The sequence below is a fragment of the Mesorhizobium sp. Ca11 genome (assembly GCF_020165275.1).
In the GTDB taxonomy this organism is placed as follows: Bacteria; Pseudomonadota; Alphaproteobacteria; order Rhizobiales; family Rhizobiaceae; genus Mesorhizobium.
In genome coordinates this window covers 86,019-100,342 of the sequence record NZ_JAIUHU010000019.1, presented here as the reverse complement: position 1 = coordinate 100,342, position 14,324 = coordinate 86,019, and the positions used below count along the sequence as shown (strand labels likewise).

Below are 14,324 nucleotides of genomic sequence, written 5' to 3'. Positions count from 1 at the left end.
CCACGCCCGATCGAAGACGCGCCGCGCCGGCATGGCCGAGGCTGGAAGCGGCGTTTTCTTCTTTTTGTCGACCACCAACTCGATCGCGGCAAGCATGCCGCGACCGCGCACGTCGCCGACCAATGGATGGTCGCTCAACCCTGATAGCCCCGCCATCAGACGGGCGCCGGCCCTGGCGCCGTTCTCCAGAAGGCCTTCCTCATAGAGCTTCAACACCTCGAGCGCGACGGCGGCGCTGACCGGATGGGCGGAATAGGTGTAGCCGTGGCCGACCGCAGAAGCACCCGCGCCATCGGCGATGACGTTGTAGACATGATCAGCCATGAACACGGCGCCCATTGGGACATAGCCCGAGGTCAGGCCCTTCGCGGTCGTCATGAAGTCGGGGACGATATCCTCCTCCGTGCACGCAAACAGGGGGCCGGTGCGGCCGAAACCAGTGATCACCTCGTCGGCGATGAACAGGATGCCGTGCTCACGACAGAGCTCGCGCATGGCCTTGATCCAACCCTTCGGCGGGACGATGACGCCGCCCGAGCCCTGGATCGGCTCGGCATAGAAGGCGGCGACCCGCTCCGGCCCGATCTCCTCGATCCTGCCCTTCAGCGCCGCAAGCGATGCGGCGATGATCGCGCTACCATCCTCGCCTACCGGATTGCGATAGGGATAGGGCGAGGGGATCTTGTGCTGCCATTCGAACGGAATGCCGAAACCGGCATGAAAGGCGGGCAGGGCGGTCAGGCCTGCGCCGACCACCGACGATCCGTGATAACCCTGCTCAATGGAAATGAACTGGTCGCGTTGAGGCTCGCCTCTGGCATTCCAGTAATAGCGGACGAACCGGATTGTGCTGTCGACCGCGTCCGATCCCCCGAGCGTGAAATAGACGTGGTTGAGGTCGCCGGGCGCGCGTTCGGCCAATTCCGAGGCGAGCCGGATGGCGGGCTCCGAGCCGAGATCGAAATAGGCAGTGGCGTAGGGCAGCTCGCGCATCTGCCGGGCCGCCGCCTCGACGATGCTGTCGTGACCATAGCCGGCATTCACGCACCACAGGCCGGCGAAACCGTCGAGAAGCTGCCGGCCGGACGCGTCGGTCACTGTAGCGCCCTTCGCCGATTTCAGCACCCGCACGCCGAGCGCCTCGTGCCCGCGATAGGAGGTGACCGGATGGATGAGATGGGCGCGGTCGAGTTCTAGCAGGGAATTGGCGAGCATTTTTGTCCTCCGGACTATCCGAGCGCCTGGTTGGCGAGGGCGTAAACTCTTGGCCTGGCCTGTTCCGGCCCATTCCTGGCGGGGCGGTCCATGGCAACGCCTCCGCCGACATGAGCGAGGCCGATTTCGGCCAGCCATCCCGCGAGGCCGGTGCGGCTGTCGGTATCCACGCGCAGGAAGGCGCCGGGGCGCGACGCGGCGAAGAAGCTAATCAGCACTTTGGCGTCCGCGGCGTTGTCCGCAATGACGGGGCCGATCACCTCGCCGCGTCCGAATGGGCGGATTGCGGCATAGGCCGCGATGATGCCTTTGCGGCGGATGACTGCGAATTCACCCCGCTCGGCCAGCGCATCGATCAAAGCTTCACGGTCGGCGCCGTAGGCGTCACGGTCCAGGGCCTTGATTTCCAGCAGATCGTGGGTGCTCGCGGCTTCCACACCCTCGGGAGCCTCAAGCGCTGCCACCTGGCCTTGGTGCTGAAGAATCGTGCCCGAGGGCATAAAGCCCAGCTTCTCATAAAGGGGCATGCCGTTGGTTGTCGCGACAAGTCGCAGTGGACGGTCGCCGGCAAGGGAAAAGGCCTGTTCCATGAGCCGGCGCCCGAGTCCTTTGCCCCGCGCCTTCCTGTCGACGATCACCATGTTGATCATGGCGCAATCGCCGCCATAAGGCGTTACCAGGATGGTCCCGGTGACCCGGCCCTGGTCGTCGAGCGCGACCGCACCGCTCGAGAGCTGCAGCGCCATCTGCCAGTCCTGCGGGCGATGCGGCCAGTTCTCCTGGCGAGAAAGCGCGACTGCACCCTCGATATGATCTGGCCCAAAGTCCTGGAGTTCGATCTCGCCTTGCTGCATGAGGCACCTTTCCATCTGGCCCCAAGTCTCGGCCATCGGTGCCCCGCAGATCGTCTGAAGGTTTCGACTTCGGCAGTATCATTCGCCTTTGCGCAGGGGGTGCGCCGCATCTTGTGCTGGCGCGGGCCGCGGGCGGAAACTCGGGAAGCCGCGGACGACCCTCTCGACCGACCGCAAGATGCTACAGCGTGCCAAACCGGCCGGCGGATACGCAACTTTCTGCTTTCGCGGGGCCGATTTCGGTCAAGTGACCGGCCGCCCGCCCGCATATGATGACGAAATCCCAAAGCGGGGTGCGTTTCCACCGGAGATCGACGGACATGGCTTCCTGCAGGCCCAAATACATCACCTTCGACTGCTACGGCACGTTGACTTTTTTCCAGATGGCGGAGGCGGCACGCGATCTTTATGGCAGCCGGCTTGACGAGCCGCGAATGCAGGAGTTCATCAAGAACTTCGCGGCGTACCGGCTGGATGAGATCCTGGGCGACTGGAAGCCCTATGCCGAGGTCATCCACAATGCGCTGGAACGCGCCTGCAAACGCAATGGCGTCGGCTTCAGCCCCGATGACGCCAAAATGGTGTATGAGCGCGTGCCGACCTGGGGGCCGCACGCCGACGTTCCGGCCGGCCTTGCCAAGGTCGCCAAGGAAATTCCGCTGGTCATCCTCTCCAACGCCATGAACGCGCAGATCATGTCCAACGTCGAAAAGCTCGGCGCACCGTTCCATGCCGTCTACACGGCCGAGCAGGCACAGGCTTACAAGCCTCGCTTCAAGGCCTTCGAATACATGCTCGACAGGCTTGGCTGCGGTCCGGAAGACATCCTTCACTGTTCGTCTTCCTTCCGCTACGACCTGATGTCGGCCCATGATCTCGGCATCAAGAACAAGGTTTGGGTCAACCGCGGCCACGAGCCGGCCAATCCCTATTACGGCTACGTGGAGATATCCGATATTTCCGGGCTGCCGGGTGTGGTCGGGCTCTGAAACAGGCGGGTTACCGATGAAGTTCGTCTCCTACTGGCACGATACTGCCCCCGTCTTTTCCGGGGGGGCGGAAGGCCCGGTCGAGGGGCATTATGATGCGGCGATCGTCGGGGGCGGCTTCACGGGTCTCGCCGCCGCGCGCCAATTGGCGAAGGCCGGCGCCAAGGTCGTGGTGCTGGAAGCGGAGCGGGTTGGGAGGGGCGCCTCCGGGCGCAATGGCGGGCATCTGAACAACGGCCTCGCGCACAGCTATCTTTCGGCCAAGGCGGAGCTTGGCAAGGAACGCGCGATCGCGCTCTACCGCGCGCTGGACGATTCCGTCGACACCATCGCGGTGCTGATCGCCGAGGAAGGCATCGATTGCAACTTCCGTCGCGCCGGTAAGCTGAAGCTCGCCTCCAAGCCGAAGCATTTCGAAGCGATCGCCCGCAACTTCGAAGCCGTCCATGCCGAAGTGGATCCGGATACGGCGCTGCTGTCGCCGGCCGAACTCAAATCCGAGATCGGCTCGCCCTTCCATGGCGCAATGCTGTCGAAGAAAAGCGCCATGATGCATATGGGCCGCTATGTGGCTGGGCTGGCGACAGCCGCGGTTCGCCATGGCGCCGTTATCCACGAGAATGCTGCGGTGACGGATCACAGGCAGTCCGGTACGCGGCATCAGCTGACCACCTCCCGCGGACGCATCAGCGCCGACAATGCGCTGCTGGCCACGGGCGCCTACACGACATCGAATTTCGGCTATTTCCGCCGCAGGCTTATCTCCGTCGGCAGCTTCATCATCGCCACGCGGCCGCTGAGCGACGCCGAGATCGCCGCGACCATGCCGGGCAACCGGACCTGCGTGACCTCGATGAACATCGGCAACTACTTCCGACTTTCGCCGGACAAGCGCCTGATCTTTGGCGGCCGTGCCCGCTTCTCGGCAACATCGGACCAGCGCTCCGATGCCAGCAGCGGCCAGATATTGCGGGCAAGTCTCGCTGCGATCTTCCCGCAGCTCGCGAAGGTCGAGATCGACTATTGCTGGGGCGGGCTGGTCGACATGACCAAGGACCGCTTCCCGCGGGCCGGCTACCATGACGGGGTTTGGTACGCGATGGGCTATTCCGGCCACGGCGCGCAGCTTTCCACGCAGCTCGGCATGATCATCGCGGACGCCATGCTCGGCCGCGAGGATCGCAATCCGCTGAAGGGCCTCCAATGGCCGTCCATCCCCGGCTATTCCGGCAAGCCCTGGTTCCTGCCGATGGTCGGCCTCTACTACCAGGCGCTCGACCGGATCCAGTGATCGGGGCTGGGGTTAGCCCAGCCCGCCCATATGGAAGCTCTTCATCTCAAGATATTCCTCGATGCCGGCCTGGGCGCCCTCGCGCCCGAGGCCGGACTGCTTGACGCCGCCGAAGGGAGCGACCTCCATCGAGACGGAGCCGGTGTTGAGCCCCACCATGCCGAATTCCAGCGCCTCGCCGACGCGCCAGGCGCGCTTCAGGTTCTCGGTGTAGAAGTAGGAGGCCAGTCCGTATGGCGTGCCGTTGGCGAGCGCGATCGCCTCCTCTTCGGTCTCGAAACGGAAGAGCGGCGCTACCGGACCAAAGGTTTCCTCGCCGGCGAGCTGCATCTGCGCCGTTGCGCCGGTCAGCACCAGCGGCGCAACATATTGCGGGCCCTGCGGTAACGCCGGCTTCTCGGTTGCGATCGCAGCACCCTTGGCGAGCGCGTCCTCGACATGCCGGTTGATCTTCTCGACCGCGGTCATGTTGATCATTGGCCCGATGACGACCCCGGGCTGCGTGCCCGGCCCAACTATCATGGCGTTCACGCGGGCGCTGAGCTTGGCGGCGAAGGCGTCATAGACCGAGGTCTGGACGAGGATGCGGTTGGCGCACACGCAGGTCTGGCCGCCGTTGCGAAACTTCGAGGCGAGCGCGCCTTCGACTGCCAAATCGAGATCTGCGTCGTCGAAGACGATGAAGGGCGCGTTGCCGCCGAGCTCGAGGCTGAGCCTTTTCACGCTGTCGGCCGCGCCGCGCATCAGCAGTGAGCCGACCCTGGTTGAACCGGTGAAGGAAATCTTGCGCACGGTCTCGTTCGCCATGATCTCGTTGCCGATCTCGGCCGGCATGCCGGTGACGATGTTGATGACGCCGGCCGGAATGCCCGCACGTTCGGCGAGCACGCCGAGCGCCAGTGCCGAATAGGGCGTGAACTCGGACGGCTTGATGACCACGGTGCAGCCGGCGGCCAACGCCGGCGCGACCTTGCGGGTGATCATCGCGTTGGGAAAATTCCACGGCGTGATGATGCCGCAGACGCCGACGGGTTCCTTCAGAACGATGATGCGGCGGTCGGATGAGGGCGCGGGAATGGTGTGGCCGTTGATGCGGCGCGCCTCCTCGGCGAACCATTTGACGAAGGAGGCGCCGTAGCGGATCTCGCCTTTGGCCTCGTCCAGCGGCTTGCCCTGTTCGGTCGTCAGGATCAGCGCGAGATCGTCCAGATGCGTGAGCATCAGGCCATGCCAGGCCTCCAGCAGGGCGGCACGTTCGGCATGGGTCTTCTTTTTCCAATCCTGATAGGCGGAAGCCGCGGCCTGTATGGCCGTGCGGGTCTCCGGACCAGCCATGTCGGGCACTGTGCCGACCGATAGCTGTGTTGCAGGATTAATCACATCGACCGTCCTGCCGGAACCTGCCGCGACCCATCTCCCGCCGATGAGGCCGGCCTCGCGGAAGAGACTTTTGTCATTCAGGTTTTTCATCAATACGACCCTGTATTCAGTTGAGCGCCGCGACGACAGCGGCCGTAATGGCGTCTGTCTTGTCTTTGCCGGCGGTGGTTCCGATGCCGCGCGCAGTCGTCGCTTCGACCGCTTTCATGATGCGGAAGGCCCCATCCTTCTCGCCAAGATGATCGAGCATCATCGCGCCGGACCAGATGGTGGCGATCGGATTGGCGATGCCGAGGTGGGCGATGTCGGGCGCGGAGCCGTGCACTGGCTCGAACATCGACGGCGCCGAGCGGTCGGGGTTGATGTTGGCGGAGGCCGCGTAGCCGAGCCCGCCCTGGATCGCCGCGCCGATATCGGTCAGGATGTCGCCGAAGAGATTGGAAGCGACGATCACGTCGAGACTTTCCGGCGCCATGATCATGCGCGCGGCGAGCGCGTCGACATGATAGCTGGTGACGGCGACATCTGGATACTCCGCGGCCAGCTTGCGGGTGATCTCGTCCCAGAACACCATCGAGTATTTCTGCGCATTGGACTTGGTGACGGAGGCGAGCTTGCCCTGCCGCGACCGCGCCTGCTCGAAGCCTAAACGCAGGATGCGCTCGACGCCGGCGCGGGTGAAGATCGAGGTCTCCACCGCGACTTCGTCCAGCGTGCCCTGGTGCACGCGTCCGCCGGCGCCGGAATATTCGCCTTCGGTGTTCTCGCGGATGCAAAGGATGTCAAAACTTTCCGCCCGCAGCGGTCCCGTGACGCCCGGCAACAGGCGGTGCGGCCGGATATTGGCATATTGCACGAAGGCCTTGCGGATCGGCAGCAGCAGGCCGTGCAGCGACACGGAATCCGGCACTTCGGCCGGCCAGCCGACAGCGCCGAGAAGGATGGCATCGAAGCCGCGCAGGGTCTCGATGCCGTCCTTGGGCATCATGCGGCCAGTTTCCTTGAAGAAGCGGCAGGACCAGGGGAACTCGGTGCCTGCAAGGCAAAAGCCTCCCTGCTTGGCTACCGTTTCCAGCACCGCCCAGGCAGCGGCGATGACGTCGGGGCCGATGCCGTCACCAGGGATCAGGGCAATAGAGTAGGTTTTCATCGGCGTCTCTTCACAGGGTGATCAGGACGCTCTTGGTCCTGCGGTTGGCGAGATAGGCCTCGCGGCCAAGGTCCTTGCCGATGCCGGAGCGCTTGTAGCCGCCGGTGGGCAGGATGTGGTCGCGCGAGCGGCTATAGCGATTGACCCAGACGGTTCCGGCTTCAAGCTTGCGCGCGCAACGGATTGTGCGAGATAGATCGGCAGTGAACAAGCCGGAAGCCAGTCCGTAGGTTGGATGGCTGGACAGCGACAGCGCCTCTTCCTCGGTGTCGAAGGTCTGGACGGTCAGGACCGGGCCGAAGATCTCCTCCACGATCGCCGGATTGTCCTGACTGACATTGGCAATCAGCGTCGGTTCGTAAAAATAGCCGGGAGCTTCCATTGTCCCGCCCCCGATCAGGCATTCGCCGCCGGCCTCAATCGCGGACCACACGATTCCGTCGACGCGCGCCCGCTGCCGTTCCGAGATGATCGGCGAATACTGCGTCGTCTGGTCCCAGGTTGCGCCGGGCCGCACTGCCTTCATCCGGTCCAGGATGGCGGCCGTCAGCCGGTCGGCCACGCTCTTCTCGACGATCAGGCGCGTGCCGGCCACGCAGGCTTGGCCGGCATTGAAAGTGACGCTCCCGGCGATTGCAGTCGCCGCTTTGTCGAGATCAGCATCGGCAAAGACGATCTGCGGGCTCTTGCCGCCGAGCTCCAGCGTCATCGGCTTGACACCAGTGCGGGCGACGTTCTCCATGATGGCCGAGCCTGCGCGGGTCGAACCGGTGAAGCTGACCTTGGCGATCTCGGGATGTCCGGTGAGCGCCGTGCCGGTCGTCGGGCCGTCGCCGAGCACCACGTTGATCAGCCCCGCCGGCAGGCCGGCCCTGACCGCAAGCTCTGCCATGTAGATAGCCGAGAAGGGCGTCATTTCCGACGGCTTCAGCACGACTGCATTGCCCGCGGCCAGCGCCGGGCCGAGTTTCCATCCGGCCATCGAGATCGGAAAATTCCACGGCGTGATCGCACCGACCACGCCATAGGGCTCGCTCATGATCATGCCGAGACTGGCATCGTCGGTCGGCACCAGCTCGCTACCTTGCTTGTCAGCGAACTCGGCAAAGAAGCGGATCTGCTCGGCGGTGACGGCGATGTCGCCGGCGACGAGCTGGCCCACGGGTCGGGTCGAGCACAGCGCCTCGATCCTGGCGAGCGTTTCGGCTTCCGCTTCCATCAGATCGGCCCAGGCGTGGAGCGCCCTGGTGCGCTCACGCGGCCGGACGCCGCCCCAGTTGCTGGCTTTCAGCGCCGCTTTGGCGCTTTCCACCGCCCGATCGACCAAATCCAGACCGGCCACGGGGCAGGCGGCGTAGGATTTGCCATCGGACGGACGGCGCATCTCCATCACGCCCTCGGCCGAAACCAGCTCCCCATCGATGAAGTGGCCGACGGGAAGGGCGATTGTATCGGGATTGAAGCTCAGGCTCATGGGCAAACCATTTGGCAGCATCGACCTGAGCTTAGCCCGTGCCGGCACGCAGCATGCGCTGTTCGGTGATCCGCCGCCGACGAATGTTGCGCGCTTGGAACAGGAGACGGCAAAATCTTCCGCGGAGGTCGCTGCCTGCGCGGACGCTCCCTAGCCCACCGTGACGTAGATCTTGCGCACGGTCTCGATGGTCCTCCAAATGCCGGTGAAGCCCGGCTTCATCACGAAGCTATCGCCGGCCCGATAGGTCACCGTATCGCCGGCGTCGGGCGTGATCTCGACCACGCCGGCGAGGATGTGGCAGAACTCGAAGGTGTCGCCCTTGATCGAGCGCGTCTCGCCCGGTGTCGCCTCCCACACGCCGGTGTGGACAAGGTCGTCCTTGGCGACATCCTGGGCCCAGGTCTTGAAGGCTGGGTCGCCGGCAATCAGGCGGTCGGGCGGCGCCTTGGATTCGCGCGGCGGGAAAACCGGGTTGGTATCGACGGTCTTGAGCAGAGACAAGGTATGATCCTTCCAGTTGACGTTTCAATAGCCGCGCGAGCGGTCGACGAGCCCGATCGGATCAAGACCGGCGCGATGGCGCCTTATGTTGTCGATCACGGCGCGCGCGGCGGTCGCGGGCTGGGTGACGCTGGCGACATGCGGGGTCAGGATGATCTTCGGATGCGACCAGAACGGATGGCCAGCGGGAAGCGGCTCGGGATCCGTTACGTCGATCATCGCCGACGACAGATGACCGCTGTCCAGCGTGGCGACAAGCCCTTCATGGTCGAGCTGCGGTCCGCGCCCGGTGTGGACGAGAGCCGCGCCCGCGGGCAACTTCGCGAAGAGATCGGCATTGAGGAAATTTCGCGTCTCGTCGGTCAGCGGCAGGAGGCAGACCAGTATATCGCTGGCCGCCAGCATCTGCTTAAGCCCGAGGTCGCCATGATAACAGGTCACGTCCTGGATCAGCCGCTGCGAGCGACTCCAGCCGGCAAGTGGAAAGCCAAAGGGCTTCAGCCGGTCGAGGACGGCTTGGCCGAGCTGTCCGAGACCGAGCACACCGATCCGACGCGAGCCTGCTTGAAGCTGAGGGACGTCGCGCCATTCTCCGGCTCGCTGCTGCGCCAGATAGATTGGCAGGTTGCGGTGAAGCGCAAGCACGGCGAGTGCCGCATACTCTTGCATCATGCGCACGATGCCTTCTTCGATCATGCGAACGATGTTGACCTTCGCCGGGACCGCATCGAAGCGGAACTGATCAACGCCGGCGCCGAGGGAAAACAGGATTTCGAGGTTGCGGTAACGGCCGAGGTCCTGAGGAACGGTCCAGGTGATCAGATAGCGAACCGCGCCGGGATCGACCGACGCCGGGTCCATCGCGAAGGGCAGTTCGGGTAATTCGCTCGCGAATGCCTCGGCAAATACCGCGCCGCGCCGCGCATCGGAGTTGAACAGGAAGGTCATTCCGGCTGCTCCTTCACGCCGCGCATCGTGCACCCAGCGCCTCGATCATCTGCTGGCAGGCAGCGAGCTCGCTCTCGAGGATATATTCATCCGGCTTGTGGGCGCGGCCGATATCACCCGGGCCGCAGATGATCGCGTCTAGCCCCGCGGCCTGGTAGAGCCCGGCCTCTGTGCCGTAGCTGACGGCGGCGAGCGGCGTCTGGCCGGTCAGCTCTTGCAACAGCGCCGCCAGCGGCGCGTCCTGCGGAAGCGACAGCGCCGGATAGGCGCTGAGCGGTGTCCACTCGACGCGAAAACCGTCCATCGCCCGAGTCTCAGCGCTGGCCCTGACCGGCGTGAGCAGGCTGGTCGGGTCGACGCCGGGAATAGCGCGCGCCTCCAGGTCCAGCGTGCAGGTGTCGGGGATGATGTTGACCGACTGTCCGCCGGCGATCACGCCGGCCTGCAACGAAGAATAGGGCGGCTCAAAGGCCGCATCGAACGGGCCGTGCATCAGCCCTCCGGCTTCGCTCACGGCTGTGCTCAGGACATCGGCCATCGCATGGATGGCATTGAGGCCTAGATCGGGGCGAGAGGAATGGCCTGAGCGCCCCCTTATGGTCACGCGGGCGGCCGCCTTGCCCTTGTGGCCGCGCACGGCGCGCATGCCGCTCGGTTCGCCGACGATGACGCCAAGCGGTTTCGCGCAAAGTTCGGGAAGGCGGGCGATCAGATGCGGCACGCCGCGACACCCGACCTCCTCGTCATAGGAGAAGGCGAGGTGGATCGGCCGGGCGAGGCGCAACCTCATCAGCACTGGCAAAGCCGCGAGCGCTGCCGCAAGAAACCCCTTCATATCGGTGGTGCCGCGTCCGTAGAGCCGCTCGCCCTCCCGGCGCAAGGCGAACGGGTCCGAACTCCATTGCGGCTCGCCGGCGGGGACGACATCCATGTGGCCGGACAGGACATAGCCCGGGACATCGGCGGGACCGATCGTCGCGAAAAGATTGGAACGGTCGCCTTCTGGTCCGGGAACCAGCCTGACATTTGCTCCGTATTCTCTAAGATAGGTCTCGATCCAACTGACGATGTCATTGTTTGGCCTGCCGGCGACGGAGGGAAAGGCGACGAGACGGTCGAGGATGTCGCAGACGTCCATTCCTGCCCTCAAATCGGTTCGGTTCGCCGGACCCGGCGCTGGTTATAACTGCAGAATTGCCGCAGACGATGGGCGCTTTCTTTCGCGATTGCGTGCCGAAAGCGGAAGTGTTTCAGTCGAATCTTGCGTTGGCGCGCGGCATTCGAGCAAATCGTATTGGTCTGGTTGTTTAAACGTGGACAGGGCAGGGGTGTATGTCACCCGTTACGCAATCTTTCAGAGGCAAGGAATTGAAGCCGTCCGAAAGCTTGAAAATCGATGCCTTCTCGGTGCGCATCGCCGACATCGAAGGTGTTGAACTGGACCGATTGCATGCGCTCTCGCTGTCTGTAGGCTGGCCGCATCGTGCGGAAGACTGGCACTTCCTGCGCGAAACGGGACAAGGCTTGGTGGCTCTCGATGAGATCGGCCGGGTTCTGGGCTCCGCGATGTGGTTCGGGCATGGCGACAGCTTCGCGACCGTCGGCATGGTCATCACCTCGCCACGGCTTCAGACGCTTGGGGCCGCGCAGTGGCTGATGAAGCGGGTTTTCGATAACCTTCCCGGGCACGACCTTCGCCTCAATGCAACCCGCGCCGCCCGGCGACTCTATCTCTCGCTCGACTTCCAGCCTGAGAAGACCGTCTATCAATGCCAGGGCATCGCCCGCGTCCCAACGGCAGGCAGCCCCACGGAGGCGGGCAGCGACGTCCGGACTTTGGACGCAGGCGATATTCCGGCAGCGGTCGCCCTCGACGCGGCGGGGTTTGGAGTGAGGCGGACAGCGCTCATCGAAAGGCTCTTCGCACACTCGAACGGCTATGGTCTTTTCAAGAATGACAAGCTGAACGCTTTCGCGCTCTGCCGGCCATTCGGGCGAGGCCATGTCATAGGACCGGTCGTGGCCGAAGGCGATGCTGATGCGGTTGCGATCGTCCGGCCGCATGTAGCCGATCATTCTGGGTCTTTCCTCAGGGTTGACACTCACATGCACAACGGCGAGTTCGCTGCCTTCCTGTCGCACGCCGGAATGCCGGTTTTCGACACGGTGCTGACCATGTCGCTGGGCAAACGCCTCGCCGATTTTTACGAAGGCCGCTCGGCTGGGCCGAAGACCTATGCTCTGGCAAGCCAAACCCTGGGGTAGTTGGTGCTCGATACATCCCATCTTTGAAACCGAGAGGCGTCGCGTCATTCCGGGTTTCGCCGAAGTTCGTGAACGATCTGATGAAGCTGCGCGCCGAGAGGGGTTCGCTTGACCCGCTCCGGCAATCACTGGCGGCGGCAAGCTGGCCGCTCACGCCGACTTCGTGCGCCAGTGGACGGCCGATAACGGCAATCTGATGCTCGACGAGCTGTGCGGTGCGATCTCGTAAGTCAGGCCTGTTGTCGGGTCGCCGGCCCGGCGAGGCTGCGACTAGGCGGGCGCGCTGCAGAGCAAGGCCGCCTGAACAGCCTCGAAGAAGCGACGGACCTCAGCGCGCGCATCGTTGGCGTTCTGGCCGCGTTCGGTTGCGACTGAAAGCAGATGGGTAGCAGTTTCCCGCCAGAGCGTAGCCGCCTCGTCACTCGGAAGGCGAGCAATTGCGTTCGCCACGATTCGAATGGCGGGAAGCTCTCGACCAATTGGGAAGGCATGCACCGACATGAACCGGATGACCCGCAAATGTTCCATGCCGAACCTATCTATCGAAAGGAAATAGAAGCTTAAGAAGCGGGGCTTAAGCCCTTCGCCAAGACCTTGTCGCAAGATGACGAAAGATCTCCCGTAGGGCCATTCTCGAGTTCGCGGGAAGTTGCGCGGCTCCTGGGATTTGGCCCGGAACAATCACGCGCCTGAAAGCAGGGCGCTTAGAGCTTCGAACAGAATCCGCACAGCATCACCATCGCCTCGATTGCCGCTATGCTCGCTAACGGGCTTGCCCGTCCGGCAGTTTATGGCCATGTGGCGTGCCCTTTTTCCAATTTGTGTGATGCCACGGCGAAGTGATTGATACCGGGAACAAATTAGCAGTTCGAAAGTTCGCGACAATGCGGGAGAAGGAATAACCGCTCCCGAGCCGGCTGGTCGAAGGCCTGCTTTCGTTACAGGGTCCCCGCGCATGAAGATTGCCCAGATCGCCCCCCTGACTGAGTCCGTGCCACCGAAGCTCTATGGCGGGACCGAGCGCATCGTTTCATATTTAACGGAAGAGCTGGTTCGAAGGGGCCATGACGTGACGCTGTTCGCCAGCGGCGATTCACGTACTTCGGCCGAACTGGTGGCATGTTGCGACGTTGCGCTACGCCTGAATCAGAAATCACAGAATCCCATTCCTTACCACGTGATGATGCTTGAAGAGGTCCGCAGGCGAGCGGACCAATTCGACGTGCTGCATTTCCACGTCGATGTTCTCCATTTTCCGATAATTAGAGAGTTCGCGCAGCGAACCGTTACCACGCTTCATGGCCGGCTCGACCTTCCGGACCTGGCGCAGCTATACGCAACGTTCAACGATATTCCACTGGTCTCAATTTCAGATGACCAGCGCCGGCCCATGCCGCCGGTCAATTGGCTTGGAACGGTCTATCACGGCCTGCCGAACGATATCCTGCCATTCCGGCCGAAAGCCTCTGGATACCTCGCGTTCCTCGGCCGCATCTCACCCGAAAAGGGACCGGAAGCCGCGATAGAAATCGCCAACCGCGCCGGAATGCCGCTGAAGATCGCGGCCAAAATCGACGCAGTTGACCAGTCATTTTGGAGCGACAGGGTCGAACCTCAGGTGCTTCGGCATTCGAATGTCAAGTTCATTGGCGAGATTGATGAGTGTGAGAAGGCGGAATTTTTGGGCAACGCGACAGCGCTGCTGTTTCCGATCGATTGGCCGGAGCCGTTCGGCCTCGTGATGATCGAGGCGATGGCCTGCGGCACCCCGGTGGTTGCCTTCAACCGTGGAGCCGTTCCAGAGGTCATCGATCAGGGCGTGTCCGGACTGATAGTGGAAAGCATTGACGAAGCCGTCGAAGCCGTGCGGCGGATAGGCAGTCTCGATCGCGCACGAGTGCGGAGAACTTTTGAAAAGCGGTTCACGGTCGGGCGCATGTGCAGCGACTATTTGGGGATCTACCGCTTGCCGGCATGCGACGGGCAATTTCAACTCGGCTCGCGAAACGATTTCGCCGATAACGCAGCTGAGATAGCCAGCATTGCTTGAAACGAGTCGGCGGTTACAATCGCTGGCTTCCGCCGCATGCGATCGGGATCGAGCAGCGGAAGCTTCGTCGAATATCCGCCAAGATTTCAATGACGCTCTTCGAGATCATGGGCATCGCAGCATTGATGCGAGATACTGTTGATAGGAGATGGTCGGGCGCAGGCATATGGGATGGCGCCAGCATCGGCCGTCTGAACCGGGAGG

The 14,324-nt window shown here is 63.4% G+C and carries 13 protein-coding genes; 4 read left to right on the top strand and 9 right to left on the bottom strand.

From position 1 onward, the window contains the following. Both LB538_RS26155 and LB538_RS26150 read right to left on the bottom strand, forming a co-directional pair. A partial coding sequence (locus LB538_RS26155; RefSeq protein ID WP_224551744.1) for an aminotransferase class III-fold pyridoxal phosphate-dependent enzyme occupies positions 1–1,215 on the bottom strand: 1,215 nt, incomplete at its 3' end. Between the two features lie 14 nt (positions 1,216–1,229). Next, positions 1,230–2,069 carry a GNAT family N-acetyltransferase gene (locus LB538_RS26150; protein ID WP_224532408.1) on the bottom strand — a complete coding sequence of 280 codons (840 nt, stop codon included), beginning with the start codon at positions 2,067–2,069 and terminating at the stop codon, positions 1,230–1,232. 320 nt (positions 2,070–2,389) lie between these two features. Between LB538_RS26150 and LB538_RS26145 the strand changes: the two genes are divergently transcribed. Together LB538_RS26145 and LB538_RS26140 are read left to right on the top strand one after the other, a co-directional pair. Then, complete coding sequence (locus tag LB538_RS26145; protein ID WP_224532407.1) at positions 2,390–3,058, top strand: haloacid dehalogenase type II; 669 nt, start codon at positions 2,390–2,392, stop codon at positions 3,056–3,058. A 16-nt stretch (positions 3,059–3,074) separates the two neighbouring features. Further along, the gene (locus LB538_RS26140; RefSeq protein WP_224532406.1) at positions 3,075–4,349 is read left to right on the top strand and encodes an NAD(P)/FAD-dependent oxidoreductase; all 1,275 of its coding nucleotides are present in this window, start codon (positions 3,075–3,077) and stop codon (positions 4,347–4,349) included. Between the two features lie 12 nt (positions 4,350–4,361). Here the strand turns inward: LB538_RS26140 and LB538_RS26135 are convergent, their stop codons facing one another. From LB538_RS26135 to argE, 6 genes are all read right to left on the bottom strand, one after another. Next, positions 4,362–5,819 (bottom strand): NAD-dependent succinate-semialdehyde dehydrogenase, encoded by a 1,458-nt coding sequence (locus LB538_RS26135; protein ID WP_224532405.1) that lies wholly within the window; start codon positions 5,817–5,819, stop codon positions 4,362–4,364. A 16-nt stretch (positions 5,820–5,835) separates the two neighbouring features. Continuing rightward, the gene (locus tag LB538_RS26130; protein ID WP_224532404.1) at positions 5,836–6,879 is read right to left on the bottom strand and encodes a tartrate dehydrogenase; all 1,044 of its coding nucleotides are present in this window, start codon (positions 6,877–6,879) and stop codon (positions 5,836–5,838) included. Positions 6,880–6,889: 10 nt separating this feature from the next. Then, positions 6,890–8,353, bottom strand: coding sequence for an aldehyde dehydrogenase family protein (locus LB538_RS26125; protein ID WP_224532403.1), 1,464 nt, complete (start codon positions 8,351–8,353; stop codon positions 6,890–6,892). A gap of 150 nt (positions 8,354–8,503) precedes the next feature. Further along, complete coding sequence (locus LB538_RS26120) at positions 8,504–8,857, bottom strand: cupin domain-containing protein (protein WP_224532402.1); 354 nt, start codon at positions 8,855–8,857, stop codon at positions 8,504–8,506. 24 nt (positions 8,858–8,881) lie between these two features. Next, the gene (locus tag LB538_RS26115; RefSeq protein WP_224532401.1) at positions 8,882–9,805 is read right to left on the bottom strand and encodes a 2-hydroxyacid dehydrogenase; all 924 of its coding nucleotides are present in this window, start codon (positions 9,803–9,805) and stop codon (positions 8,882–8,884) included. Between the two features lie 13 nt (positions 9,806–9,818). Further along, positions 9,819–10,943: an acetylornithine deacetylase gene (gene argE, locus LB538_RS26110; protein ID WP_224532400.1), complete on the bottom strand. Its 1,125-nt coding sequence runs from the start codon at positions 10,941–10,943 to the stop codon at positions 9,819–9,821. A 194-nt stretch (positions 10,944–11,137) separates the two neighbouring features. Between argE and LB538_RS26105 the strand changes: the two genes are divergently transcribed. After that, positions 11,138–12,070: a GNAT family N-acetyltransferase gene (locus tag LB538_RS26105; protein ID WP_224532399.1), complete on the top strand. Its 933-nt coding sequence runs from the start codon at positions 11,138–11,140 to the stop codon at positions 12,068–12,070. 270 nt (positions 12,071–12,340) lie between these two features. Here the strand turns inward: LB538_RS26105 and LB538_RS26100 are convergent, their stop codons facing one another. Further along, positions 12,341–12,598 (bottom strand): DUF6074 family protein, encoded by a 258-nt coding sequence (locus LB538_RS26100; RefSeq protein ID WP_224532398.1) that lies wholly within the window; start codon positions 12,596–12,598, stop codon positions 12,341–12,343. A 427-nt stretch (positions 12,599–13,025) separates the two neighbouring features. On the opposite strand from LB538_RS26100, the gene LB538_RS26095 reads away from it, so the two are divergent. Beyond that, positions 13,026–14,120: a glycosyltransferase family 4 protein gene (locus tag LB538_RS26095; RefSeq protein WP_224532397.1), complete on the top strand. Its 1,095-nt coding sequence runs from the start codon at positions 13,026–13,028 to the stop codon at positions 14,118–14,120. Positions 14,121–14,324 lie beyond the last annotated feature (204 nt).